Origin of the sequence: Streptomyces sp. G45 (assembly GCF_049542095.1) — a bacterium.
GTDB lineage: Bacteria > Actinomycetota > Actinomycetes > Streptomycetales > Streptomycetaceae > Streptomyces.
Genome location: NZ_JBMUZU010000001.1, coordinates 8,024,359 through 8,049,686, shown reverse-complemented (window position 1 = coordinate 8,049,686; position 25,328 = coordinate 8,024,359). Strand labels below are relative to the sequence as shown.

At 75.0% G+C, this 25,328-nt stretch carries 21 protein-coding genes and 2 pseudogenes; 16 read left to right on the top strand and 7 right to left on the bottom strand.

The genetic code is table 11. The features are described 5' to 3' along the window. The first annotated feature begins 73 nt into the window (after window positions 1-73). Window positions 74-676, top strand: coding sequence for a hypothetical protein (locus ACOBQU_RS34310; RefSeq protein ID WP_423632676.1), 603 nt, complete (start codon window positions 74-76; stop codon window positions 674-676). 138 nt (window positions 677-814) lie between these two features. Further along, on the top strand, window positions 815-3,253 hold the full coding sequence (locus ACOBQU_RS34305) for a right-handed parallel beta-helix repeat-containing protein (protein WP_423632674.1): 2,439 nt from the start codon (window positions 815-817) through the stop codon (window positions 3,251-3,253). Here the strand turns inward: ACOBQU_RS34305 and ACOBQU_RS34300 are convergent. Continuing rightward, window positions 3,213-5,711 carry a hypothetical protein gene (locus ACOBQU_RS34300; protein ID WP_423632672.1) on the bottom strand — a complete coding sequence of 833 codons (2,499 nt, stop codon included), beginning with the start codon at window positions 5,709-5,711 and terminating at the stop codon, window positions 3,213-3,215. The two genes, ACOBQU_RS34305 and ACOBQU_RS34300, sit on opposite strands and share 41 nt — an antisense overlap. Window positions 5,712-5,917: 206 nt before the next feature. Between ACOBQU_RS34300 and ACOBQU_RS34295 the strand changes: the two genes are divergently transcribed. Both ACOBQU_RS34295 and ACOBQU_RS34290 read left to right on the top strand, forming a co-directional pair. Next, the gene (locus ACOBQU_RS34295; protein ID WP_423632670.1) at window positions 5,918-6,850 is read left to right on the top strand and encodes a DeoR/GlpR family DNA-binding transcription regulator; all 933 of its coding nucleotides are present in this window, start codon (window positions 5,918-5,920) and stop codon (window positions 6,848-6,850) included. 77 nt (window positions 6,851-6,927) lie between these two features. Continuing rightward, window positions 6,928-7,410: an SRPBCC family protein gene (locus ACOBQU_RS34290; protein WP_423632668.1), complete on the top strand. Its 483-nt coding sequence runs from the start codon at window positions 6,928-6,930 to the stop codon at window positions 7,408-7,410. A 34-nt stretch (window positions 7,411-7,444) separates the two neighbouring features. Here ACOBQU_RS34290 and ACOBQU_RS34285 read toward each other — a convergent pair whose 3' ends face one another. Next, window positions 7,445-8,608, bottom strand: coding sequence for a PLP-dependent cysteine synthase family protein (locus ACOBQU_RS34285; protein ID WP_423632666.1), 1,164 nt, complete (start codon window positions 8,606-8,608; stop codon window positions 7,445-7,447). Window positions 8,609-8,945: 337 nt separating this feature from the next. Here ACOBQU_RS34285 and ACOBQU_RS34280 point away from each other — a divergent pair, with 337 nt between their 5' ends. Then, window positions 8,946-9,272 (top strand): hypothetical protein, encoded by a 327-nt coding sequence (locus ACOBQU_RS34280; protein WP_423632664.1) that lies wholly within the window; start codon window positions 8,946-8,948, stop codon window positions 9,270-9,272. 190 nt (window positions 9,273-9,462) lie between these two features. Beyond that, window positions 9,463-9,975, top strand: a complete 513-nt coding sequence (locus ACOBQU_RS34275; protein ID WP_423632662.1) for an ATP-binding protein — start codon at window positions 9,463-9,465, stop codon at window positions 9,973-9,975. A gap of 60 nt (window positions 9,976-10,035) precedes the next feature. Here the strand turns inward: ACOBQU_RS34275 and ACOBQU_RS34270 are convergent, their stop codons facing one another. The 3 genes and pseudogenes from ACOBQU_RS34270 to ACOBQU_RS34260 all read right to left on the bottom strand — a co-directional run bounded on the left by ACOBQU_RS34270 (window position 10,036) and on the right by ACOBQU_RS34260 (window position 13,855). Next, window positions 10,036-12,606 (bottom strand): FtsX-like permease family protein, encoded by a 2,571-nt coding sequence (locus ACOBQU_RS34270; RefSeq protein ID WP_423632660.1) that lies wholly within the window; start codon window positions 12,604-12,606, stop codon window positions 10,036-10,038. A gap of 206 nt (window positions 12,607-12,812) precedes the next feature. Continuing rightward, window positions 12,813-13,580: pseudogene (locus tag ACOBQU_RS34265) on the bottom strand (ABC transporter ATP-binding protein); the annotation flags it as partial. Continuing rightward, window positions 13,577-13,855, bottom strand: coding sequence for an SHOCT domain-containing protein (locus ACOBQU_RS34260; protein WP_423632658.1), 279 nt, complete (start codon window positions 13,853-13,855; stop codon window positions 13,577-13,579). The gene ACOBQU_RS34260 and the pseudogene ACOBQU_RS34265, both read right to left, overlap by 4 nt. 236 nt (window positions 13,856-14,091) lie before the next feature. On the opposite strand from ACOBQU_RS34260, the gene ACOBQU_RS34255 reads away from it, so the two are divergent. From ACOBQU_RS34255 to ACOBQU_RS34230, 6 genes are all read left to right on the top strand, one after another. Further along, the gene (locus tag ACOBQU_RS34255) at window positions 14,092-14,673 is read left to right on the top strand and encodes a TetR/AcrR family transcriptional regulator (RefSeq protein WP_423632656.1); all 582 of its coding nucleotides are present in this window, start codon (window positions 14,092-14,094) and stop codon (window positions 14,671-14,673) included. A gap of 163 nt (window positions 14,674-14,836) precedes the next feature. Further along, the gene (locus ACOBQU_RS34250; RefSeq protein WP_423632654.1) at window positions 14,837-15,274 is read left to right on the top strand and encodes a (R)-mandelonitrile lyase; all 438 of its coding nucleotides are present in this window, start codon (window positions 14,837-14,839) and stop codon (window positions 15,272-15,274) included. 121 nt (window positions 15,275-15,395) lie between these two features. Next, window positions 15,396-15,980, top strand: coding sequence for a DUF4865 family protein (locus ACOBQU_RS34245; protein ID WP_423632652.1), 585 nt, complete (start codon window positions 15,396-15,398; stop codon window positions 15,978-15,980). Further along, on the top strand, window positions 15,974-16,894 hold the full coding sequence (locus ACOBQU_RS34240) for a phosphotriesterase family protein (protein WP_423632650.1): 921 nt from the start codon (window positions 15,974-15,976) through the stop codon (window positions 16,892-16,894). The genes ACOBQU_RS34245 and ACOBQU_RS34240 overlap by 7 nt, the downstream gene beginning before the upstream one ends. Before the next feature lie 113 nt (window positions 16,895-17,007). Then, window positions 17,008-17,607 carry a TetR/AcrR family transcriptional regulator gene (locus ACOBQU_RS34235; protein WP_423632648.1) on the top strand — a complete coding sequence of 200 codons (600 nt, stop codon included), beginning with the start codon at window positions 17,008-17,010 and terminating at the stop codon, window positions 17,605-17,607. 205 nt (window positions 17,608-17,812) lie between these two features. Further along, a complete protein-coding gene (locus ACOBQU_RS34230) occupies window positions 17,813-19,009 on the top strand; it encodes an MFS transporter (RefSeq protein WP_423632646.1) in 1,197 nt (398 codons plus the stop codon). A 4-nt stretch (window positions 19,010-19,013) separates the two neighbouring features. Here ACOBQU_RS34230 and ACOBQU_RS34225 read toward each other — a convergent pair whose 3' ends face one another. Then, window positions 19,014-20,249 carry an ROK family protein gene (locus ACOBQU_RS34225; RefSeq protein WP_423632644.1) on the bottom strand — a complete coding sequence of 412 codons (1,236 nt, stop codon included), beginning with the start codon at window positions 20,247-20,249 and terminating at the stop codon, window positions 19,014-19,016. Between the two features lie 360 nt (window positions 20,250-20,609). Here ACOBQU_RS34225 and ACOBQU_RS34220 point away from each other — a divergent pair, with 360 nt between their 5' ends. Then, a complete protein-coding gene (locus tag ACOBQU_RS34220; protein ID WP_423634899.1) occupies window positions 20,610-21,782 on the top strand; it encodes an MFS transporter in 1,173 nt (390 codons plus the stop codon). A gap of 299 nt (window positions 21,783-22,081) precedes the next feature. Continuing rightward, window positions 22,082-22,809: pseudogene (locus ACOBQU_RS34215) on the top strand (maleylpyruvate isomerase family mycothiol-dependent enzyme). Window positions 22,810-22,851: 42 nt separating this feature from the next. On the opposite strand, the gene ACOBQU_RS34210 reads toward ACOBQU_RS34215, so the two are convergent. Beyond that, the gene (locus tag ACOBQU_RS34210) at window positions 22,852-23,271 is read right to left on the bottom strand and encodes a MarR family winged helix-turn-helix transcriptional regulator (protein WP_423632642.1); all 420 of its coding nucleotides are present in this window, start codon (window positions 23,269-23,271) and stop codon (window positions 22,852-22,854) included. A gap of 87 nt (window positions 23,272-23,358) precedes the next feature. Here ACOBQU_RS34210 and ACOBQU_RS34205 point away from each other — a divergent pair, with 87 nt between their 5' ends. Further along, on the top strand, window positions 23,359-24,924 hold the full coding sequence (locus ACOBQU_RS34205) for an MFS transporter (RefSeq protein ID WP_423632640.1): 1,566 nt from the start codon (window positions 23,359-23,361) through the stop codon (window positions 24,922-24,924). A 124-nt stretch (window positions 24,925-25,048) separates the two neighbouring features. Then, window positions 25,049-25,327 carry a DUF6332 family protein gene (locus ACOBQU_RS34200; RefSeq protein WP_423632638.1) on the top strand — a complete coding sequence of 93 codons (279 nt, stop codon included), beginning with the start codon at window positions 25,049-25,051 and terminating at the stop codon, window positions 25,325-25,327. Window position 25,328 lies beyond the last annotated feature (1 nt).

Here is a 25,328-nt window from a genome sequence, read left to right as displayed (position 1 = left end):
AACTCGTCGGTGGGGCACGGACGTTGAGGCTGGGTGGGAAGGCCGGGGAGATCCCCGAAGGGGGTGCGGGACTGTGCGAGTGATCGCCGGACTCTGGCGCTGGCGCCGCAATCCACTGCGCCGCGGCACCGACCTCGCCGAGGCCTGGCTGGCGCTCGCGGCCCTCGTCCTGATCGCCGTCGGCACGCCCCTCGTGGGCGTGTTCACCGGCCTCCTCACCGACGACGCGCTGCTGCGCTCCGCGAAGGCACAGCGCGAGGCCCGCCACGCCGTCACCGCCACCGTCCTCCAGAAGCCGCCCGGCCCGCGCCTCGACCCCGACCCGGAGACCTCCGCGCGCGCCGCGCACCGCCGCGTGCTCGCCCGCTGGACCGGCCCCGACGGCACGCGCCACGCGGGCCTGGTCGTCTCCGACCTCTCCTCCCCGCGCCCCGGCGACCGCTTCCGCGTCTGGACCGACCGGGACGGCCGCGTCGTCGGCCGCCCCCTGGACCCGGCCACGGCCACGGCGCACGCCGCGCTCGCGGGCCTCGGCGCCGCCCTCGCCAGCGCCGGACTCGTCGAGGGCGCCCGGCGCCTGACGCTCTGGCGCATGGTCCGCGGACGGTACGCCCGCTGGGACCGGGCCTGGGACAGGGCGGGCCCGGACTGGGGCAAGACCGGCACGGGCGCCTGACGCAGGACCAGGTGAGAGCCCGGCCATCGGGTCAACTCGGCCCCGCCGCGCGCGCTACGGTGGAGCGGGCGAACTCTTCGGCCTCCTTGCGCGCGGGCGCGAGGTCCCGCGTACGTCGAGGTGGGGCAGAGCAACTCCATGGCACAGGGCACGGTCCAGGTGACGCACACCGGTACGTCGCGGTGGCGGCGCCGCACGGGCGAGTACGCATCGCTGACCGCCGCCCTGGAGGCCGCGGGCGACGGGGACGTCCTGACGGTGGCCCCGGGGACGTACCGCGAGAACCTCGTCGTCCAGCGCGCGGTGACGCTGCGCGGCCCCGAGGGATCCCCCGGCTCCGTCCGCATCGCGCCGCCCGACGGCGTGCCGCTGACCGTGCGGGCCTCCGCGCTCGTGACGGACCTGCACATCGAGGGCCAGGACTCGGCCGCGCCCGCGCTGCTCGTCGAGGACGGCGCGCCGGAGCTGGCGGACGTGCGGGTCATGACGCGGTCCGCGGCCGGGATCGAGGTGCGCGGCGGCGCCCGGCCGACGCTGCGCCGCTGCTCGGTCGACAACCCGGGCGGCATCGGCATCGCCGTACTCGACGGCGGGGGCGGGGTGTTCGAGGAGTGCGAGGTCGTCGCGGCGGGCCAGTCCGGGGTCGCCGTGCGCGACGGCGGGCACCCGCGCCTGGAGCGCTGCCGGGTGCACCACGCGTCGGGCGCGGGCCTCGCGGTGACCGGGGAGCACAGCGGCCTGGAGGCCGTCGGCTGCGAGGTGTACGAGGTCAAGGGCTCCGGTGTGCAGATCACGGCGCGGGCGACCGCGCACCTGACGGACTGCGCGGTGCACCGCACCACGTCGGACGGCGTCACGCTCGACACGGACGCGGTCCTCACGCTCGCCGACTGCCGCATCCACGACATCCCGGAGAACGCGGTCGACCTGCGCTCCCGCTCGGTCCTTACGCTGACGCGCACCACCGTGCGCGAGTTCGGGCGCAACGGCCTGTCGGTGTGGGACCCGGGCACCCGCGTGGACGCCAACCAGTGCGAGATCCACGACAGCACGGGCGACTACCCGGCGGTGTGGGTCAGCGACGGGGCGACGGCGGTCCTGGAGTCCTGCCGGGTGCACGACGTGCCGGACGCGCTGTTCGTGCTCGACCGGGGCTCGCGCGTCGACGTCATAGACAGCGACCTCACGCAGGTGCGCAACACGGCGGTGTCGGTGAGCGACGGCGCCACGGCCCAGCTGGACGACGTCCGCATCCGCGAGGCCGCCACCGGCGCGTGGTTCCGCGACCACGGCAGCGGCGGCGTCCTCGCGGACTGCACGGTGGACGGCACGCAGACCGGCGTGATCGTCACCAAGGGCGCCGACCCGACGATCGAGCGGTGCACGGTCACCTCACCGGCCGAGGCGGGCTTCTACGTGTCGGCGGGCGGCCGCGGCAGCCTCACGCGCTGCAAGGTCGTCGGCAGCGGCGGGTACGGCTTCCACGTCATCGACGGCTGCCGTACGACGCTGAGGAAGTGCCGCACGGAGCGGTGCGCGCGCGGCGGGTACGAGTTCTCCGAGGACGGCCCGCTCGTGGAGGACTGCACGAGCGACGAGAGCGGCGGCGTCCGCCCGGCCGCGCCGGACCCCGCAGCGCCGCCCCCGCTGTCAGCGGCGGCGCAGGCGCCTTCGACGACGCACGTGCGGACGGCCACGCAGACCGCGGGGCTGCTGGGCTCGGTCCCCGGGCCCCGGCCCACCGAGGAGCCGCCCGCGAGCACGGTGCGGACCTCCAAGGACGTGCTCGGCGCGCTGGACGCGCTGGTGGGCCTGGAGAGCGTCAAGCGGGAGGTGCGGGCGCTCACCGACATGATCGAGGTGGGCCGCCGCCGTCAGCAGGCGGGCCTCAAGGCCGCGTCCGTGCGCCGCCACCTGGTGTTCACCGGCTCCCCCGGCACCGGCAAGACGACCGTGGCCCGGCTGTACGGCGAGATCCTGGCCTCGCTGGGCGTCCTGGAGCGCGGCCACCTCGTCGAGGTGTCCCGCGTCGACCTGGTGGGCGAGCACATCGGCTCGACGGCGATCCGCACCCAGGAGGCCTTCGAGAAGGCCCGCGGCGGCGTCCTGTTCATCGACGAGGCGTACGCCCTGTCACCCGAGGACTCCGGGCGCGACTTCGGCCGCGAGGCGATCGACACGCTGGTGAAGCTCATGGAGGACCACCGGGACGCGGTCGTGGTGATCGTCGCGGGCTACACGGAGGAGATGAACCGCTTCCTGTCGGTCAACCCCGGTGTGGCGTCCCGCTTCTCCCGCACCATCACCTTCGGCGACTACGCGCCCGAGGACCTGCTGCGCATCGTCGAGCAGCAGGCCGACGAGCACGAGTACACGCTCGCCCCGGGCACGGCCGAGGCGCTCCTGAAGTACTTCACGGCGCTGCCGAAGGGCCCGACGTTCGGCAACGGCCGCACGGCGCGCCAGACCTTCGAGGCAATGGTCGAGCGGCACGCGGGCCGGGTCGCGCAGGTCGACGAGCCGAGCACCGACGAGCTCACCCTGCTGTATCCGGAGGACCTTCCGGAGCTGCCGTAGCCGCCGCGTCGGGCGCGGTGTCCGGGGTCTTCGGGCGGGGCACCCCGGCCGCGGTCGACACGGCGGTCACGCCCGGCACGGGCGGATGGACGGGCGGGGCGGGCGGCGTGGGCGGGACGGGCGCGGCGGCCGCGGGCCTGAGCCGGGCGAGCAGCCGGGCGCGCTCCTCGGCGAACGCCGGGTCGGCCTGGTAGTCGCTGTGCCCGAGGATGGGCGCGGGCAGCGGGTGCTCGGCGGTGCGGCCGTAGGCGAGCGGGTCCTTCAGCGGGGCCCGGTCGACCCGCGGGCCGCACTCGCCGTGCAGCCGGACGGGGCCGCCGATCGGGTCGGTGGGGCGGTGGAGGTTGCGCCAGCAGTCGACCTCGCGGTGCAGGGAGCTGAGCGCGTCGGGCCCGAAGTGCGCCGGGAACCAGCGCCCGTACAGCCGCTCCAGGGGGGAGCCGTAGGTGAGCAGCGCGACGCGTTTGCGTACGGAGGGCAGCAGCTGCCAGGCCGCGGCGGCGGCGAGGACGCTGCCCTGGGAGTGGCCGGACAGGACGAGGCGGCCGCCGGTGGCGCGGGTCCAGGTGTGCATGCGCCAGGTCAGGTCGGGGACGGCACGCTCGGCGTAGCAGGGCGGCGCGAAGGGGTGAGCGGCGCGCGGCCAGAACGTGCCGACGTCCCAGAGGATGCCGATGGTGCGCCGGGCCGAGGCGTCGCGGTAGGCGCGGCGGCCCCAGGTGACGAACAGCAGGAAGCCGAAGCCGATCAGCCAGGAGCCGAGGGCCTGCGCGGTGCCCGCCGCGCCCGCGACGAACGGGTGCGCGTCCTCGGCGGCCTTGCTCGGCACCTTGCCGCTCGCCCAGGCGCCGACGAGCGCTCCGGCGCCGAGCAGCAGGGTGGTGGCCGCGGTGACGCCGACGATCAGGGGCGCCCGGTCGGTGAGGGCGGCGGTCGCGCGGGTGGTGGCGATGCGGCGGGTGCGGGCGGTGTCGGGGCGCTCGCCGGGGTAGTCGCGCGGCACCTGGACCAGTTCGCGGCGCAGGCGGCGCGCGGTGCGCACGCCGAGCCAGGCGGCGAGGACCGCGACGACGAGCAGCAGCGGCGGGATGACGGAGGCCTGCCAGGTGAGCAGGGCGGGCGGGCCGTCGATGGTGCCGCCCGCGCCGGGCGAGCCCGCGCCGTCGAGCCAGTCGGCGACGCGCTGGGAGCCGCCGCCGGACATCACGCCACCGAGGGCGCAGGCGAGCATGGCGACCGCGGGCCCGCCGAGGCCGCGCATCGCGGTGCGGGTGTCGGGCGCCCCGCGGTGGATGCGCGCGGCGACCACGGCGAGGGCGAGGACGAGGGCGCCCTGGACGAGGGCGATGCCGCCGAAGGTCGTGTTGCCGGGCAGGCGGCCCGTGGAGGTCCAGTCGGGGCGCGACCAGGCGGCGTACAGGATCGCGAGGGCGAGCAGCGCGAGCGCGGCGAGCGGCAGCCAGCGCACCAGGGCGCGGTCGAGCCGCTGGTCGAGGTGGTGCTCGCTGCGGCCCCTGCGGCACACCACCCACACCACGAAGGCGCCCGCGAGGGCGAGCGCGGCGTTCAGGGTCCAGCCGAGGGCGTCGAGCAGCGCGGGGCCCCCGGGGCGGCGGTCGTGGCGGGCGGCGGAGGCGCCGACGGCGGCGGCCACGGTGAGCAGGCCCACGGCGGTGTGGGCGGCGCGCAGCCGGGCGACGATCCGGCGCCCGTACCAGAAGCCGGGCCTGCCGAGCGCGTTGCGGCTCGCCTCCTCCGGGTCCCGCTGGTGCGGGAAGGGCTGCTGGGACTCGTACGCGCTCCAGGTGCGGTGGGACAGGTACCAGAGCAGGCCGGTGAGGGCGAGGGGCAGCAGCGCGGCGAGCGCGACGCGGCGGCCGGGCTGCGACCACCAGCCGCCGCCCCCGTCGGCCCCGGGCGCCAGGAAGCCGAGCCAGGAGTGGTCGGCGGCGCAGGCGCGGGTGCCCGCGCACTGCCAGGCCACCAGGTCGATGGCGATCTCGCAGGCGGCGGCGACGAGCAGCACGGTCAGGGTGAGGGCGACGAGGCGCACCAGCAGGCCGTAGGCGCGCACGGTGCGGCGCATGCCGTGGGCGTTGGGGCGCATCCAGTGGGCGAGGTTGACGACCATGAACGGCAGGAGCAGCAGCCACAGGGCGCGCGAGCCGTTGCCGGAGGTGAGGTTGGACCAGACGTAGGCCTCGGGGACCGGCCGGTCGCGGTAGTCCCGCGGGCGGGTCTCGGCGTCGACGTCGTCGGCGCGGCGGTGGACGGCGGCGGTCTTGTCCCCGGAGACGCGCACGGTGCGCGGGTCGTCGAGCATCTGCTCCGGTGTGGTGCCGCCTACGCCGTGGACGAGGAGTTCCAGGGCGACCCGGTCCGGCGGCGGTTCGGATCGCGGGGCCGGTCCCGCCCGGCCGGTCGCTTGGGTGGCCTGTTCCGCTGTGGCGCGCTCCACTGTTCCGTTCCCCCGTCGTGCGCTGTGCCGAGCCGTGTGCGGTCACGCAAGGTTCAAGGATCTCGGCTCCGGTGCCCGAGCGCACCCCCCGTCACGCAATCTTCCCCCTTCGTTATCCTCCGGTGGCCCGTGCGAGGATGAGGAGACCCTGGTGACGGGGGTGGCGCCCGACCGGGCGCGCGTGGGCGAAAGGGGCCGGACCTGACGTGAGCGAGAATCAGAACCTCCTCGCGGAGCAGCGTCGCGCCCTGATCCTGGACGAGGTGCGCCGCCGCGGCGGCGTCCGGGTCAACGAACTCACCAGGAAGCTGGGCGTGTCGGACATGACGGTCCGGCGCGACCTGGACGCGCTGGCGCGCCAGGGCGTCCTGGAGAAGGTGCACGGCGGCGCGGTCCCGGTGTTCGAGGCGAGCACGCACGAGCCGGGTTTTGAGGCCAAGTCGGGCCTGGAGCCGACCGCCAAGGAGGACATCGCGCGGGCCGCGGCGGCGCTGGTGGTGCCGGGTACGGCGATCGCCCTGTCCGGCGGCACGACGACGTACGCGCTCGCCCACCACCTGGTCGACGTCCCGGACCTGACGGTGGTGACCAACTCGGTGCGGGTCGCGGACGTCTTCCACTCCGCGCAGCGCGGCTCGGGGCCGCGGCAGGGCGCGGCGATGGTGGTCCTCACGGGCGGGGTGCGCACGCCGTCGGACTCGCTGGTGGGGCCGGTGGCCGACCAGGCGATCGCGGCGCTCCACTTCGACGTGCTGTTCATCGGGGTGCACGGCATAGCGCCGGAGGCGGGCCTGTCCACGCCGAACCTGGCGGAGGCGGAGACCAACCGGCGCCTGGTGCGCTCCGCGCGGCGCGTGGTGGTGGTCGCGGACCACACCAAGTGGGGCACGGTGGGCCTGAGTTCGTTCGCCGCGCTCGCCGAGGTGGACACGCTCGTGACCGACGCCGGGCTGTCCGGTGAGGCGCGCGCGGAGATCTCCGAGCACCTGCGCCGCCTGGTGGTGGCGGGCGAGTCCGAGCGGCCCGTCCAGGGCCTCGCCGAGGACCCCGCCGAGCACGCCGAGCACGCCGAGCACACGGCCGGGCGCCCCTCCGAGCGCCCCGGGGAGCCTCCGGCCGCCCCGTCCGGCGGCGCCTGACGGCGGACTTCCGGGGGCGGCGCGGCTATGGTGGCCGTGCCCGGTCCCGTACCCGCGTCCGCAGGGGGCTGCGTACGATGCGACGCCGACTGAGGCCCGAGGGCCTCGACTTCCTCACCGCCGCCCCGCTGCGGCACGTCTTCGCCCGGGAGGTGGCCGTGCCGCCCGAGGCCGTCCACCGCGCCCTGGCCGTGGACGTGGAGCAGTGGCCCGCCTGGTTCACGGCGGTGACCCGGGCCCGGTCCACGCGGGACGGCGAGGGCCGCGAGATCCGGCTCCAGGGCGGCGTCCGCTTCCAGGAGACGGTCCTCGCGGCCGACGCGCCCGAGCGGTACGCCTACCGCGTCGACGCCTCGAACGTGCCGGGCCTGCGGGGTCTGGTCGAGGAGTGGCACCTGACACCGACGGCCACCGGCACCCGCGTCCGGTGGACCTTCGCCGCCCGGGCCCGGGGGCTGCCGTACCTGGTGGTGAGGTTCGGCCGCCGGGGCTTCGAGCGCTCCTTCCAGGAGGCGGTGGGACGCCTGGAGGCGCGTCTGGCGGGCGGCGGGGAGCCCTGACGCGCGGTGGGCGGCGCGGCGCCGCGGGACCGGCTCAGGCCGCGGGGGTCCCGGGGGCCGCGGGGGCGCCGGGCCAGCGGCCCGTGGTCAGGAGCGTCTCTATGGCCGCCGCGTACGGCCGGATGTCCAGGCCCTGGTCGGCCAGCCACGCGTCCGAGTAGTACTTGTCCAGGTAGCGGTCGCCGGGGTCGCAGATGAGGGTGACGACGCTGCCGGTGCGGCCCTCGGCCACCATCTCCGCGACGATCTTCAGGGCGCTCCACAGGCCCGTGCCGGTCGAGCCGCCCGCCTTGCGGCCGATGGCCCGCTCCAGGGCGCGCACGGCGGCGACGCTCGCCGCGTCCGGGACCTTCATCATGCGGTCGATGGCGCCGGGCACGAAGCTGGGCTCCATGCGGGGCCTGCCGATGCCCTCGATGCGCGAGCCGCAGTCGCTGGTGGCGTCCGGGTCGTCGCGCGTCCAGCCGTCGAAGAAGCAGGAGTTCTCCGGGTCGGCGACGCAGATCCGGGTGTCGTGCTGCATGTAGTGCACATAGCGGGCGATGGTCGCCGAGGTGCCGCCCGTCCCGGCCGTGGCGACGATCCACGCGGGCTCGGGATAGCGCTCCAGGCGCAGTTGCTGGTACATCGACTCGGCGATGTTGTTGTTGCCGCGCCAGTCGGTGGCCCGTTCGGCGTAGGTGAACTGGTCCATGTAGTGGCCGCCGGTCTCGACGGCGAGCCGGGCCGACGCGTCGTACATGGTGCGCGGATCGTCCACGAAGTGGCACTGCCCGCCGTGGAATTCGATGAGGCGGCACTTCTCGGCGCTGGTCGTGCGCGGCATCACCGCGATGAAGGGCACGCCGATGAGCTTCGCGAAGTACGCCTCGGAGACGGCCGTCGAGCCGCTGGAGGCCTCGATCACCGGGCGGCCCGGACGGATCCAGCCATTGCACAGGCCGTACAGGAACAGGGAGCGGGCGAGCCGGTGCTTGAGGCTGCCGGTCGGGTGCGTGGACTCGTCCTTGAGGTACAGGTCGATGCCCCACTGCTCGGGCAGCGGGAAGCGGAGCAGGTGCGTGTCCGCGGAGCGGTTGGCGTCGGCCTGGACCTTGCGGACGGCTTCTTTCAGCCAGGCGCGGTAGGTTCTGTCGCTGCGGTCCACGTCGAGCGTGGGCGTCGGCTCTCGGGTCGGGTCGTGCTGGACGGTGCTCACCGCGCGGCTCCTAGGGCTCGTGCCGGACGCGGTGGGATCCGGCCGGACCCCTCGATGATAAACACCTACAACACGGCTCTCATCTGCATAAACACTCCTTTTGGCACCTCAAAGCGACTTCTTCCCCGGTCCGTCCGGAGGTGTCGTGTCCCTGACGTATCCCTCGCGCGGAAGTGGCATGTGCGACATGACCATGCGGCCTAGTGCGGTCGGCCCGGCGCGTGCACACTGCACGGCACGGGCAGGGGTAGTCCCGAAGGAGCGGCCCACCGGGGTGCGCGCACAAGGAGCGGCCCGCGAGGGCGGGCGAACAGCGTCGGCGAGAGGGCGGAGCCTCATGGCAGAGCCGGAGTTCACGGCCACGGGCGTGCGGATCGGGAAGCGGCTGCGCTCGCTGACCCGCGCCGATCAGATCCGGATCAACGACGGCAGACTGGAACTGCTCACGAGCTACGGGACGGAGATCGACAGCGCCCCCGTCACGGCGGTGCGCGCGGCCCACCCCTGGTTCGCCCCGCACGACCGCGCCCTGGCCGAGGTCAACGGCACCCGCTATCTGCTCCGGCTGGGCGACCGCGATCCGGTGCCCGGAGAGAGCGGCCCGCCCTCGGTCCGCGCGTTCCTCGAAGCGATCCGCAGCGCGGGTGCGCGGCAGCGGGCCTGACGGGGCCCGGGCGGGCGCGAGTTGCACACGCGCACCCCCTGGGTCACGCTGGTGGCACATCACTCTGGGTCTACCGGCGATGACGCTGCGAACCAGCCCGCCGGACCCACAGCAGGCGGCACGGAGCGTGTGGCCCCCTGCTGGATCCGAACGCCGTCTTCTTCCGGACCTCACTTCGGGGAGTCGCACCGTGATCAGCCAGCCAAGCAGGCATTGCACGGTAGAGCTCCAGGCCCTGCCGTCGCGGATCGGGCAAGTCCGCAGAATCGTATCGGCGCAGCTGCGCTACTGGCATCTCGACACCTTGATAGACCAGGCCGCGCTCGGCGTGACCGAACTCCTGACCAACGTCCACCGCCACGCGGAGCCGGACAAGGTGTGCACCGTGGACATCGAGCTGCTGCTCGACCGGCTCACCGTCTCCGTCCACGACCGCGATCCCCGTCTGCCGCAGGTGCGGACGGTGGACCCCCTGGAGACCTGCGGGCGGGGGCTCGCGCTGATCCAGGCGGTCAGCGAGAGCTGGGGGGTGCGGCCCGGCGCCGACGGCGGCAAGGTCGTCTGGTTCACCCTCTGCGCGCCGACGTCCCCCGCGGCGCTCGCGCCGTACCCGAGTTACGGCTCGGCGGCCCGCGCCGCGTTCGTCGGCACCGGCCCCGCCGTCGGCGCCCACGCTCCCGCCCGGTCGGCCGTTCCTGGCTGACCGGGCGGTGACCGTGGGGCGCGCCCCACGCGGTGCCGTCCGCCTGCCGCTGGCGCCCCGCTACTCGGCGGCGATGGCGCGCAGCACGTCCAGGCGGGCGGCGCGCCGGGCCGGGCGCAGGCCCGCGAGGGCGCCCGCGGCCAGGCCCACCAGGGCGACCACGGACATCTGCGCGGGCGGCAGGGCGAACGCGAAGGCGGTGTCCGACGCCCCGTCGGAGGCCTTGACGAGGACCCAGCCGAGGAAGCCGCCGAGGGCGAGGCCGCCCGCGGTGCCGAACGCCGCCACCAGGACGGACTCCCAGCGGACCATGGCCCGCAGCTGGGCGCGGGTCTGGCCGACGGCGCGCAGCAGGCCGAGTTCGCGGGTGCGCTCGTGCACGGCGAGGGTCAGCGTGTTGGCGATGCCGAGCAGGGCGATCAGCACGGCGAGGGCGAGCAGGGCGTAGACCAGGGTGAGCATCATGTCGATGCCTCCGGCCGACGACTGCGCGTACTCGTCGCGGGTCTGCACCTCGGGGTTGCCGTACGCCTTGGCCACGTCGGCCACCGCGGCCTTGCCGTCGGCGGTGGACACGCCGTCCTTGAAGGTGACCGCGACCAGGGTGTCGGAGTCCTGGGCGCGGTGCGGGGCCCAGGCCCCGCGGGTGATGACGTAGTCGCCCGCGAGTTCCGACTGCCCGTAGACGGCGCGGACGGTGAAGGTGTCCCTGGTGCCGTCGGTGAAGGCGAGGCGGGTGGTGTCGCCGACCTTCAGGTGCCGCCTGTCGGCCTCCTTGCGGGTGAGGGCGATGCCGTCGTCGCCGAGGTCGCGCAGCGAGCCCTCGACCCGGCCTAGGTCGAAGGACTTCGCGAGGGCGACCGGGTCGGTGACGGTCAGCGCCCGCCCGTCGCCGTCGACCTCGGCCACTCCCCTGCCGAGGCCGACCGCGGTCGCCACCTCCGGGCGCTCGGCGATCGCGGCGGCGAGCCGGGGGCTCAGCCCGCTGCCTCCGGCGCCGAACGACGGGGTGCTCACCGCGACGTCCCCGGCGAAGGAGCGGGACACCGTCTGGTCCATGGTCGCCTTCAGGGAGGCCCCGAAGACCGTGAACAGGCCGACGACGGCGACGCCGATCATCAGGGCGCTCGCGGTGGCCGCGGTCCGCTTGGGGCTGCGCAGCGCGTTGCGCCGGGCGAGCGCGCCGGTGACGCCGCGCAGCCGGTCGAGGGGTACGCCGATGACGCGCACCGCCCGGGTCGCGGCGACCGGACCGAGGACCACGAACGCGGCGAGGGCGAGCACGGCACCGGTCCCGGCGAGCCACACCGAGGGGCTGGCGAGGACCCCGTACAGCGTGAGGCCCACGGCGGCGAGCGCGAGGGCCGCGCCGGTGAGCGCCCGGGTGCGCGACGCTCCGGAGTGGTCGACGGCCGTCTCGCGCAGCGCGGCGAGCGGCGCCGTGCGGCCCGCGCGGACGGCGGGCAGCAGCGCGGAGGCCAGGCAGACCACGACGCCGACCGCGAGCGGCAGCAGCATCGAGGTGGCGCTGATCACCAGGTCGCCCTCGGGGAAGGGGAACCTGATGGCCGGGAACAGCGCCTGGAGTCCGGCCGCGATGCCGACGCCGCCCGCGAGGCCCGCGGCGGAGGCCGCGAGCGCCACCGCGGAGGCCTCGCACAGCGTCGCCGCGGTGACCTGGCGCCGCGAGGCGCCGAGCGCGCGCAGCAGGGCGTTCTCGCGGGTGCGCTGGGCGACGACGATCGCGAACGTGTTGTGGATGGAGAACGTCGCCACGAGCAGCGCCACTCCGGAGAACACCAGCAGGAAGGTCGTGAACAGGGTGAGGAACTGACCGGAGACCATGTCGGAGTTCTCCTCGGCCGACTCCTGGCCGGTGATGGCCTCGACGCCCTTGGGCAGGACCGGCGCCAGCGCGTCGACCAGCTCCCGCTGGCTGGTGCCGGGGCCCGCCCGCACCTGGATCGACGCGGCCTCGCCGGGCCTGGGCATGAGGTGCTTCTCCGCGTCGGCCCGGGTCATGCCGGTGAAGGTCGTCTGCGCCATGCCGTCGGCGCCGCCGAAGGTCGCGAGGCCCACGATCGTCACCTTGACCGGGTCGGGGGTGCGCAGGGTCGTGGTGTCGCCGATCCTCAGGTCGCCCTGGTCGGCGGCGCCGCGGTTGACGACGACCTCGCCGGGCCGCTTCGGGGCGCGCCCTTCGGCGAGTCGGTACGGGTTCAGCTCGGCGTCGGCGATCCAGTTGCCCGCGAGCGTGGGCGGGCCCTGGCCGCCGACGGGGTCGCCGTCCTTGCCGACGAGCTGGCCCGCGCCCTGGATGTTGGGCACGGCGGCCGCGACGCCCGGCACCTTCTCGACGCGCTCGATCAGGTCGGTGTCGACGGCCCGCCGGACGCCCTGGGACTCGCCGGGCGCGGTGATGGTGTCGGCGCCGCGCACCACCGCGTCGGTGCCGCTCGTGGCGTTGCCGAACATGGTGTCGAAGCTGGCGCGCAGCGTGTCGCCCATGACGAGCGTGCCCGCCAGGAAGGCGACGCCGAGCAGCACGGCGAAGAACGTCCCGGCGAAGCGGCGCTTGTGGCCGCGCAGGGAGGTCAGGCTGAGGCGCGCCGACGCGTTGAGCGTGCTCATGCGGGGTCCCCTCCTTCCGGGGCGTGCGCCCACTTGGTGCCGTCGTAGACCCAGTGCGGCTCGTCGAGCCGCCCGCTGCCCGCGGCGGGGGCCGGACGCGGGCCCGCGGCGGGGGCGCCGGTGCCGGGCCGACTGCCGGGGCCCTGGCCGGGCTGTGTGCCGGAGTCCAGGCCGGAATCCGCGCCGGAGCGGCGTCCCGTCCCCGTGTCGAAGGCCTTCATGCGGTCCAGGACGCGGTCCGCCGTGGGGTCCCGCATGCGGTCCACGAGGCGGCCGTCGGCCAGGAAGACGACCTCGTCGGCGTGGGCGGCGGCCACCGGGTCGTGGGTGACCATGACGACGGTGCGGTCCATCTGCCGCACCGCGCGGCCCAGCAGGCCGAGGACCTCCTCTCCGGAGCGCGAGTCGAGGTTGCCGGTCGGCTCGTCGGCGAACACGACGTCGGGGCGGCCCGCGAAGGCGCGGGCCACGGCGACGCGCTGCTGCTGGCCCCCGGACAGCTCGGCGGGCCGGTGGCGCAGCCGGTCGCGCAGGCCGACGACGTCGATCAGCGCGTCCAGCCACTCCTGGTCGTCCCGGGTGGGGCGCCGCCCCGCGAGGTCCGTCGGCAGCGTGATGTTCTCGGCGACGGTCAGCGTCGGCACCAGGTTGAAGGCCTGGAACACGAAGCCCACCCGGTCCCGGCGCAGCAGCGTCAGCCGCCGGTCGTCCAGGGAGCCGAGGTCGGTGTCGCCGATGTGGGCGGTGCCCGACGTCAGCGTGTCGAGGCCCGCGGCGCAGTGCATCAGCGTGGACTTGCCCGAGCCGGACGGGCCCATGATCGCGGTGAAGCGCCCGGCGGGGAAACCGACGGTCACGCCGTCCAGAGCGGTCACGGCGGTCGCGCTCGCGGCCGAGCCGTAGACCTTCACGGCGTCCTCGACCCGCGCCGCGTACCGGACCCCGGAAGCGGCGGTGGTGGCCGTGGTGCTCATGCCGCACCGCCCTTGCCCGTGCGGCCGAACTCCTCGTTGAGGACGCTCAGTCGGCGCCAGTACTCGTCCTCGTCGATCTCGCCCCGCGCGAACCGGTGGCCGAGCACGGCGATCGGCGAGCTGTCGTCGCGGCCGCCCGGCCACCACGGCCCCCGCCGCCCGCGCCACACGGTGCGCCGCAGGAACGTGCCGACGCCGATCACGACGGCCGCCCAGATCAGCGGGAACAACAGGATCCACGGGCCGGGCCCGCCCTCGAAAGCCAGCGTGTGCATGGTGTCCATCTCCGTCCGTCTCCGTCCCTTTCCGTACGGCTTCCGTACGGCTTCCGTACGGCTGCTCGGAAGGCGCCGGAGGACCAGCGCTTTCCATGCCTTCGAGCCTCGTCGCGCGAGGGGGCGAAGTCGTCGTACGGCCAGCGGCACCGCGCGTACCTCCGCGGGAGTACGCGGCGGGTCCGCGGCTGCTCCCGGCCGGTCCGCGGCCCGCCTGGACCTCTGTACCTACTGGTATGTACAGTGAGGGCATGAGCACTCCGGAGCGACTGATCGAGTCCACCCGCGAACTGCTGTGGGAGCGGGGGTACGTGGGCACGAGCCCCAAGGCGATCCAGCAGCACGCGGGCGCGGGCCAGGGCAGTATGTACCACCACTTCGCGGGCAAACCGGACCTGGCGCTCGCCGCGATCCGCCGCACGGCGGAGGAGATGCGCGCCACGGCGGAGGCGGTGCTCGGCGGCGACGGACCGGCGCCCGAGCGCGTGGCGGCGTATCTGCTGCGCGAGCGCGACGTGCTGCGCGGCTGCCCCGTCGGGCGGCTGACCATGGACCCGGACGTGATCGCCAGCCCGGAGCTGCGCGCGCCGGTCACCGAGACCCTCCAGTGGCTGCGGGAGCGGCTCGCCGGAATTGTCCAGGAGGGCGTGGAGCGGGGCGAGTTCGACGCCGCGCTCGACCCGGCCGAGGTCGCGTCGACCATCGTGGCGACCGTGCAGGGCGGCTATGTCCTGGCCCGCGCCACGGGGTCGCCCGAGGCGTTCGAGGCGGGCGTGCGGGGGCTGCTCGCGCTGCTCGCCCCGCGCGAGGGCCGCTGACGCCCGACACGTCTGTTCAGAGGCGTCGGTTCAGGGGCGCCGGTCCACCACCGGGCCCGACAAGGCGCGCCCGGCACCCCTCACCAGGGCCGCGCCCAGCCCTATGCCGCCCTCACCCCCCAGCGGGGCCGCGCCCGCCCACCACCACCCCAAGGACCTCCCCGTGCACATCACCAGGACCCGCCCCGACAGCGTCCGCGGACCCGCCGAGCACTTCACCGGCGCGGTCTGGCTCGACGAGATCGCGAGCCCCGAAGCCCCGTCCCGGCTGCGGATGTTCAGCGTCCACTTCACCCCGGGCGCCCGCACCGCCTGGCACCGCCATCCGCACGGCCAGGTGCTGCACGTCACCGAAGGCGAGGGGCTCGTCCAGCGCGAGGGCGGCCCCGTGGAGCCCATCCGCGCGGGCGACACCGTGTGGATCGAGCCCGGCGAACGGCACTGGCACGGCGCCGGGCCGCGCACCTTCATGACGCACCTCGCGGTGGTCGAGGCCGCCGCCGACGGCACGACCGCGCACTGGGACGAACGCGTCACCGACGCCACGTACTCCGCCACTCCGAACGCCACTCCGAACTCCACTGCGAACGCCGCTCCGTAGGGCACGACGCCCACGCCCCGCACAGGGCCGACACCCAGGACGAGGCCCGAGCGCCCCCCTTCGGCAGCTTCGGCAGCTTCGGCAGGACGACAGGACGACAGGACGACAGGAACCGACCACCATGCACGCTCTTCAGTACGAGATCACGCTGCCCGCCGACTACGACATGGGGATCATCCGCGACCGCGTGGCGGCCAAGGGCCATCTCCTCGACGCCTTCCCGGGGCTGGGCTTCAAGGCCTACCTGGTCCGCGAGCGCGGTGTCGACGGCTCGCCGGTGAACCAGTACGCGCCGTTCTACCTCTGGAACACCGCCGAGGGCATGAACTCCTTCCTCTGGGGCCCTGGCTTCCAGGGCCTCACGGACGACTTCGGGCGCCCGGTGGTGCGGCACTGGATGCCGCTCGCGTACGAGGCCGGGAGCGCCGTCGACGCCACGCCGAAGGCAGCGGTGCGCCACCGCAGGCCCATACCGGAGGGCACCAGACTCGCGGACGTCGCCGCCGGGCTCCACGACGACGCAGCCGTGCTGTCCTGCGTCGCCGGGGCGGTCGGCGTGGTCGTCGCCGTGGACCCCCGGCACTGGGAGGCGGTGACGCTATCGCTGTGGGCGCATGAGGCGCCGCCCGAGCGCGGCGACGCCTACCAGGTGCTGCACTGCTCGACTCCCGAGCGGGACCGGCTGGTTCAGGGCAGGGCGTGGTGAGCGCCGCCGTCCGCACGGTCCTCGGCGACGTCGCCCCGGCCGACCTGGGCGTGTGCGACGCGCACGACCACCTGTTCCTGCGCAGCCCGCGACTGCCGGGCCAGGAGCTGGACTCGGTGGCGTCGGCGGCGGCCGAACTGGACGCGTTCCGGGAGGCGGGCGGGCAGAGCCTCGTGCAGTGGACCCCGCACGGCATGGGCCGCCACGCGCGCGAACTGCCCGCGCTGGCCCGCACGGCGGGCGTCCGCGTCGTCGCGGCCACGGGACTGCACCAGGCCGTCCACTACCCGCCGGAGGTGCTCGCGGACCTGCGCGCGCGAGGCCTCGCCGAAGTCTTCGTACGGGAGCTCACGCACGGCATCGGCGACAGCGGCGTACGCGCCGGACTGATCAAGGTCGCGGGCGGCTTCCACGGCCTGGACGCGCACGCCCGCTGGACGATGGCGGCGGCGGCCGAGGCCCACCGCGCGACGGGCGCGCCGATCGCCGTCCACCTGGAGCTGGGCACCGGCGCCCTCGACGTACTGGACCTACTGTGCGGCGCGCTGGACGTGCCGCCCGCCAAGGTGGTCCTCGGCCACCTCAACCGCTCCCCCGACCTCACCGTCCACCGCGACGCCGCGGCCACGGGCGCCTACCTCGCCTTCGACGGGCCCTCCCGCGCCCACCACCCCACGGACTGGCGCATGCCGGACGCGGTGGCGGCCCTCGCCGACGCCGGGCACGGCGACCAACTCCTCCTGGGCGGCGACACCACGACGGCCGCCGCCCGGTCGGTGCACGGCGGCCCCGGCCTGCCCCATCTGCTGCGCCGGGTGCGACCCCGCCTGGAGCGCGCCGCGGGCCGGGACGTGGTGGCCCGCATACTCGGGGCCAACCCGGCCCGCGCGTTCGCCGTGGAGTGGCCCGCCTGACCGGGCTCGCCCACCTGGCCCCGTCCGCCCCAGCCTGACCAGGCAGGCCGAGCCGCGCCGGGTCCCCGACCCTCGTATTGCATCGCACGTTCCAAAACAGGTACGGTACCGACATGGCCCGACCGCGGACGTTCGACGAGGAGCGGGCCCTGGACGCGGCGATGCGCGCGTTCTGGGAGAAGGGGTACGAGGCCACTTCGACCCAGGACCTGTGCGAAGCCACCGGCCTGGGCCGCAGCAGCATCTACAACACCTTCACCAGCAAGCACGACCTGTTCCAACGGGCCCTGAACCGCTACATCGAGACGATGAGCGCCCCCCAGGCCGAGATCCTGGAGGACCCCGAGCGGACCGGCATCGAGCGGATCCGCGCCCTGTTCGACCGGGTCCTCGCCTCGGAGTACGCCTACCGGAGCGACGACGAGCGCAGCATCGGCTGCCTCACCGTCAACACCGTCGTGGAGCTGGCGCGCCGCGACCCCGAGGCGGCCCGGCTCATCGAGCGCGACCTCGCCCTGCGCCTGGGCATGCTGCGCACGGCGATCGAGGCGGGGCAGCGCGACGGCACGGTCGGCTCCCGGCGGGACAGCGACACCCTCGCCCGGTTCGTCAACGCCACCATCGGCGGCATGCGCCTGTCCGCGCAGGCCGGGGCGGACCGGGCCGTCCTGGAGTCCATCGCCGAGACCGCCCTGGACGCGCTCCGCGCCTGACCTCACCCCTCCGCCTTCCGGCCCCCAGCGCCCCGTAGACACACGAACGCGGCCCGGAGGCGCACGAAAGCCCCGCAGGAACACGAACGACCCCGTACGCGCGCGAACGGGCGGCGCACACCTGAACGCGCCCTCGCACCAGGCCCTCGCGCGCCCCAATTCTGTACTGATCAATCCAATACTTGACCCCTTCGAAGGAGCAGCCATGCCCCGCGCCGTGTACGTGCTGGCCCTAGGCATCTTCGCCATGGTGACCAGCGAGTTCGTCGTCGCCGGACTGATGCCGCAGATGGCCGACGGACTGGGCGCCACGATCCCCGAGATCGGGTACCTGATCACCGCGTTCGCGATGGCGATGGCCTTCGGCGGGCCGTTCCTGACGGTGGCGCTGCTGAAACTGCCGCAGAAGCGGGCCCTGTTGGTGCTGTTCGCCGTCTTCCTGAGCGGCAACGTGCTGGCCGCGCTCGCGCCGGACTACTGGACCATGCTCGCGGCCCGCGTCATCACCGGCACCGCGTCGCAGGCGTTCTTCGGCGTGGGCATCTCGATGGCCACCCGGCTCGCCCGCCCCGAGATGCGCGGCCGCGCGGTCGCGGTGGCGCTCAACGGCCTGATGCTGGGCACGCTGCTCGGCCTGCCGCTCGCCACCGTCGTCGGCGAACACCTCGGCTGGCGCGCCGCGTTCTGGGCCATCACCGTCCTGACCGTCGTCGCGGCCGCGGCCACCTTCGCCGGGGTGCCGAACGTGCGGGCCGCCGAGGGCGGCGGCGACCTCCGGCAGGAGCTGAGCGCCTTCCGGAGCGGGCGGCTCTGGCTCGTCCTGATCACCAGCACCTGCGTGATCGGCGCGACCTTCTCCGCCTTCAGCTACCTCAACCCGATCCTCACCGAGATCACCGGCTTCGCCACGGGCACCGTGCCGCTGCTGCTCGTCGCGTACGGCGCCGCCACGCTCATCGGCAACACCGTCGTCGGCCGCCTCGCCGACCGGCACACGCTCCCGGTCCTGACCACCGGGCTGCTGCTGAACCTCGGCTTCCTGGTCGGCTTCGCCCTCCTCGCCGACCTGCCCGTACCGGCCGTCGCGATGATGCTGGGCATCGGCCTCGTCGGCGTCACCATGAACCCGGCGATGGTGACCCGCGTGCAGCGCGCCGGGAACACCGGGGCCCTGGTCAACAGCGTCCACTCGTCGTTCATCACGGGCGGCATCATCATCGCCACGTCCGTCGGCGGGCCCGCCATCGACGCCTACGGGCTGCGCGCCCCGCTGTGGATCGGCGCCGGACTCGCGGTGCTCGGCCTCGTCTCCCTCGTACCGGACCTCAGGCGGCGCCCCGCGAGCGCGGCCCCGGCCGCCGCGGCCCCCGCCCCGGCACCGGAGCCCGTCGAGACCGCCTGACCGGCTACTGGGCCAGCGCCCCCAGGGGGTCGTCGAGCACCGGCTGCCAGGCCAGCTCGGCGGCCCCCACCAGGCTGTTGTGGTCCAAGGTGCAGGCCAGGATCGGCACGCTGCCGCTGCGGCCCCACAGGCTCCGGTCGGCCACCACCGCGCGCAGCCGCTCCGGGTCCGCCTCCAGGAGCGCGCGGTGCAGGCCGCCGAGGATGATCCGGTCGGGGTTCAGGATGTTCACCAGGCCCGCGAGGCCGAGGCCCAGACGGTCCGTCAGCCCCTCGGCCGCCGCCCGCACCACCGGGTCGTCGTACCGCTCGCGCAGCAGCGCCCGCGCCTGGTCCAGCGGCCCGTCCGGGCCGGGCTCGACCCCGGCCGCCGTCAGGAGCGCGAGCGGGTCCGTCTCCACGTCCAGGCAGCCCCGGCTGCCGCAGTGGCAGGGGCGCCCCTCCGGGCGCACTGTGAGGTGCCCCACCTCCAGGGCGAGGCCCGAACTCCCCGTGTGCAGACGGCCGTCGAGCACCAGGGCGCCGCCCACGCCCCGGTGTCCGGTCGCCACGCACAACAGGTCCCGCGCCCCGCGCCCGGCGCCGTGCCGGTGCTCGGCGAGCGCCGCGAGGTTCACGTCGTTGCCGGTGAACACCGGTCCGTCGACGCCCGCCCGGCGCACGCGCTCCGCGAAGATGTCCCGCACCGGGGCGCCCGCGGGCCACGCCAGGTGCAGCGGGTTGAGGGCCGTGCCCTCCGGCTCGGCGACCGCCGAGGGCACCGCGAGGCCCGCGCCGACGCACCGGCGGCCGGTCTCGCGCAGCAGCCGGGCGCCCGCCTCCACGACCGAGCCCAGCACCCGCGCCGGGTCGGCGTCGACGGTCTCGCAGCCCGGCGCCGTGGCCACGATCCGGCCGCCGAGCCCGACCAGCGCCGCCCGGAAGCCATCGGCGTGGACCTGCGCGGCCAGCGCCACCGGGCCGCCCTCCGCCACGGAGAGGCGGTGCGAGGGGCGGCCCTGCGAACCGGCCGCCGCGCTCGGCTTGGCGTCGATGCGGATCAAACCGAGCGCTTCCAGCTCGGCCGCGACCGCGCCCGCCGTGGCACGCGTGACACCCAGCTCGGCGGTGAGCACGGCCCGGGTCGGGGCGCGTCCGGTGTGCACGAGTTCGAGGGCGGGGCCGAGCGCCGTGCGCCCCCGCTCCAGGCGCGTGCGTGCGGACACCCGCGCCTCACCCCCGGTGGCAGCCTTCCCGTTCATGAGGGCGAGTCTCCCATGATCCGTACGCCGCCTCGCCGTTCCACCGCCATCCGCCCGTTCCCCGCCCTTCGCCTGTCCGGAACGCGCCCACACGCCACCGTCCCGCACCCCGCCGGTCTCGCCTCGTACGAGCGATCACGCGGGCGCGGTCCCGTACGTCTGGTCACGCAGGCGCGGGCCCGTACGCCTGGTCGCACAGGCGCGGGCCCGTACGCCTGGTCACGCAGGCGCGGTCCCGTACGCACGGTCCCGCACCCACGGCGGAAACCGTCTTGTACGCGGCCGGGTCCGCCTCTACGCTGACTTTGTGCCGCTACTGAACAAAACCCTTCCCGGCTCCTCCCGGCCCCTCTCCCCGACCTGCGCGGGCTGCGCGCCGTCCTCACCGTCTTCTTCGCCCTCGACGGCTTCGTCTTCGCGGGCTGGGTCGTGCGCATCCCGGCCATCAAGGAGCAGACGGGGGCGTCGGCGAGCGCGCTCGGGCTCGCGCTGCTCGGGGTCTCGGCGGGGGCCGTGGTCACGATGACGCTGACCGGGCGGCTGTGCACGCGCTTCGGCAGCCATCCGGTGACCGTGGGGTGCGGGGTGCTGCTGTCGCTGAGCGTCGCGCTGCCTCCGCTGACGCACTCGGCACCGGCGCTCGGCCTGGTGCTGCTGCTGTTCGGCGCGGGCTACGGCGGCATCAGCGTCGCGATGAACAGCGCGGCCGTGGACCTGGTGCGCGCCCTGCGGCGGCCGGTGATGCCCAGCTTCCACGCGGCGTTCAGCCTGGGCGGCATGCTGGGCGCGGGCCTCGGCGGCCTGGTCGCCGGGCAGTTGTCCGCCACCCGGCACCTGCTGGGGCTCGCCGTGCTCGGCCTCCTGGTGACGGCGGCGGCGGGCCCGGCGCTGCTGCGGCACGAGGCACCGGCTCCGGCTCCGGACGACCGGGGCCTCGACACCGACCGTCCGGAGGCACCCCGGCGCCTGGCGGGCCGCACCCGCACCCTGGTCCTCGTCTTCGGACTCGTGGCCCTGTGCACGGCGTACGGAGAGGGGGCGCTGGCCGACTGGGGCGCGCTGCACCTGGAGGAGGACCTGCACGCGCACCCCGGCGTCGCGGCGGCGGGCTACTCCTGCTTCGCCTTCGCCATGACGGTCGGGCGGTTCTCCGGGACGACGCTCCTGGAGCGGTTCGGCCGCACGCGCACGGTGGTCGGGGGCGGCTCGCTGGCGGCGGCCGGGATGCTCCTCGGCGCGCTCGCCCCGTCCGTGGGCGCCGCCCTCGTCGGCTTCGCCGTCGCCGGGCTCGGCCTCGCCAACATCTTCCCGGTGGCGATCGAGCGGGCGGGCGCCCTCGCGGGCCCGAGCGGTGTCGCGGCGGCGTCGACGCTCGGCTACGGCGGCATGCTGGTCGGCCCGCCCGCGATCGGCTTCATGGCGGACTGGTTCTCCCTGCCGGTGGCCCTGACCAGCGTGGCGGCGCTGGCCGCGCTGGCGGCGTGCATCGCGGCGGCGACGGGCCGCGAGCGGGCCCCGCTTCCCGGGGCCTGACACCCGCTGTGCCGTGCCCCGTGGGGCACGCACCCCACAGCGGCGCCCCCTCCGGCGCCCCGCCCGGGCCGCCCCGGCCCCTCTGTGGCGTACGCCGTGTCCCCCTCGTACGCCGTGTCCCCCTCGTACGCCGTGTCCCCCTCGTACACCTCGCACGCGTCGTACGCCTCATGCACCTCGCACACCTCGCGCACCTCGCAGGGCTCGCGCACCTCATACGCCACCACCGGCATCCCCCAGCCGCCGTGCGGCCACCACACCCCGCACCCAGATGCTGACGTGTCCGGCACAATCCCCGCATGGAGATTGCCGCACACCTGGAGACAGTCGACCGGGAGGGGCAGGCGCTCGCCCGGGCCGCCGAGGCGGCGGGGACCGGGGCCGCCGTGCCGACCTGCCCCGACTGGCACGTGCGTGACCTGCTGCGCCACATAGGCCAGGTCCACCGCTGGGCCACCGCGTTCGTCGCCGACGCGCTGCCCTCGTACCAACCCGCCGCCGACCCGCCGGAGCTGGACGGCGACGCGCTCGTGGAGTGGTACCGCGAGGGACACGCGCGCCTGGTCGCCGCCCTCGCCGCCGCCCCGCCCGACCTGCGCTGCTGGACGTTCCTGGACGCCCCGTCACCGCTCGCGTTCTGGACCCGGCGGCAGGCGCACGAGACCGCGGTCCACCGGGTGGACGCCGAGTCCGCGCTCGGCGGCACGCCCGCGCCGGTGGCAACGGACTTCGCGGTCGACGGGATCGACGAACTCCTGATGGGCTTTCACGCGCGCGGCAGGAGCCGGGTGCGGACCGAGACGCCGCGGGCGCTGCGGGTGCGGGCGACGGACACGGACGCGAGCTGGACGGTGCGGCTCTCCGACGAACCCCCGGTCACCGAGCGGGGCGACACCGTACCCGCCGACTGCGAGGTCGCGGGGCAGGCGTCGTTCCTGTACCTGGCGCTGTGGAACCGGCTGCCGTTCCCCAGATCACCGGCGACGCCGCGCTCGCCACGCTGTGGCGCGAGGCATCCGCGATCTGACGCGGGCCGCGCGGGCCGCCCGGAGCTGACGGTGGCGGGGCGTCAGGCGCCCGGCCCCGCCAGCGTGCGCGCGAGCACCGCGCGCTGCACCGGCCGCACCTCGGCGTGCAGGTCGCGGCCCTTCGCGGTGAGGCAGACACGCACGCCCCTGCGGTCCTGGGGGCACATCTCGCGCTCCACCAGGCCCTCCTTCTCCAGGCGGCCGATGAGCCGGGACAGCGCGCTCTGGCTGAGGTGCACCCGGCAGGCGATGTCCTGCACCCGCCAGCCGCCGTCGGCGTCCGACGGCTCACCCGTGGCGAGGACGTCGAGGACCTCGAAATCGCTCGCGCCCAGACCGTGCGGGTGCAGCTCCCGGTCCAGCTCGCACACCGTGCGCGCGTGCACCGCGAGGATGTCACGCCACTGCTTCACGAGCCCTTGCTCGGCGTCAGCCGCGGGCCCGGCCTTCGTCGCCGCCATGACCGCACGGTAGCAGAGACCGAACAGTTCATTGCACTGGAATTAAATGCACTTGCAGTCAATGCATGTGCATGTAATCTCTGCCGCATGACCTCTCCCCTCCCCGATGGCCCCGATGGTCCCTCCGACTCCCACGGCGCCCGCGCCCCGCACGGCTCGTCCGGCTCCGGCGCCGCCGCCGCGTCCCAGGAGCGCTGGACCCCGCGCCTGTGGGGCACGCTGCTCGTCCTGTGCGCGGCCATGTTCCTCGACGCGCTCGACGTCTCGATGGTCGGCGTCGCCCTGCCCTCCATCGGCTCCGAACTCGACCTGTCCACCTCCTCCCTCCAGTGGGTCGTCAGCGGCTACATCCTCGGCTACGGCGGCCTGCTCCTCCTCGGCGGCCGCGCGGCCGACCTGCTCGGGCGCCGCGAGGTCTTCCTCATCGCCCTCGCCGTCTTCGCGCTCACCTCGCTGTTCGGCGGGCTCGTCGACTCCGGGCCGCTGCTCATCGCCAGCCGGTTCGTGAAGGGCCTGAGCGCCGCGTTCACCGCGCCCGCGGGCCTGTCGATCATCACGACGACGTTCGCCGAGGGCCCGGTGCGCAACCGCGCCCTGTCCATCTACACCACCTGCGCCGCCACCGGCTTCTCCCTCGGCCTCGTCCTGTCCGGCCTCCTCACCGAGGTCAGCTGGCGCCTGACGATGCTGCTGCCCGCGCCGATCGCCGTGATCGCGCTGATCGCCGGGCTGAAGCTCATCCCGCGCTCCCCGCGCGAGGCCAGGCGCGGCGGCTACGACGTGCCGGGCGCCGTCACCGGCACGGCGTCGATGCTGCTCCTCGTCTTCACCGTCGTCCAGGCGCCGGAGGTCGGCTGGGCCTCCGCCCGCACGCTCCTGTCGTTCCTGGCCGTGGCCGTGCTGCTCGCCGTGTTCGTCCGCATCGAGCTGCGCACCGCGAGCCCGCTGATCCGCCTGGGCGTGCTGCGCTCCGGCGCGCAGGTGCGGGCCCAGCTCGGCGCGGTGACGTTCTTCGGCGGCTATGTGTCCTTCCAGTTCATCGCCACCCAGTACCTCCAGTCCCTGCTCGGCTGGTCGGCCCTGGAGACCGCGCTCGCCTTCCTGCCCGCGGGCGTGATCGTGGCCCTGTCCGCCACGAAGATCGCCGGTGTCGTCGACCGGTTCGGCACCACCCGCGTCATCGTGACCGGCTTCGCGCTGCTCGTGGTGGCGTACGCGCTGTTCCTGCGCATCGACCTCGACCCGACGTACGCCGCGGTGATCCTGCCGTCGATGGTCCTGATCGGCGTGGCCTGCGCCCTGGTCTTCCCCTCCCTGAACATCCAGGCCACCAACGGCGTCGCCGACCACGAGCAGGGCATGGTCTCCGGTCTGCTCAACACCTCGATCCAGGTGGGCGGCGCGGTCATCCTGGCCATCACCACCGCCGTCATCACCGCCTCCGGCGACGGCTCGGTCGAGAGCGGCGCCTCGCCGCAGTCCGTCCTGGACAGCTTCCGGCCCGCCCTGGTCCTGGTCACGGCGTTCGCGGCCGTCGGCCTGCTCATCAATCTGACGGGGCTGCGCGCGCGGCGCCGCCAGCGGAGCAGCGTCGTCGTCGCCGCGTCCGCGCCGCGGCAGAACGCCGACGACCGGGTTACCGTGGGCGACTGAGCCACGGACGTGTGTACCGGGGTGCCCGCGGGCCGTGCCGCCCGCCGGGCACCCCGGCGCATACGGCCACCTCACCTCCCCCCGGGGGAGTTCGGGGGACGTACCGCACACGGGAGGCACGGGGATGAGCGGTTCCACGGGGCGGCGGTCGCAGGCGGCGCGCGACGCGATGACGGTGGAGATCGGCTACGCGCTGGCCAGTGCGACGGTCGTGGCGCTGGCCGTGATCGGCGTGGTCGTCGCCGGTCCCGCGCTCGCCTTCGACCTGTCCGGCGGGACCCGGCGCGTGCTGACGTACACCGGCTGCTCGCTCGCCGCCGTGCTGTTCCTGGTGCGGGTCGTGACGGTGCTGTGGCGGTTCAGGCCGGACCGGGCCGTGCCCCGCGCGCCCCGGGACCGGTAGC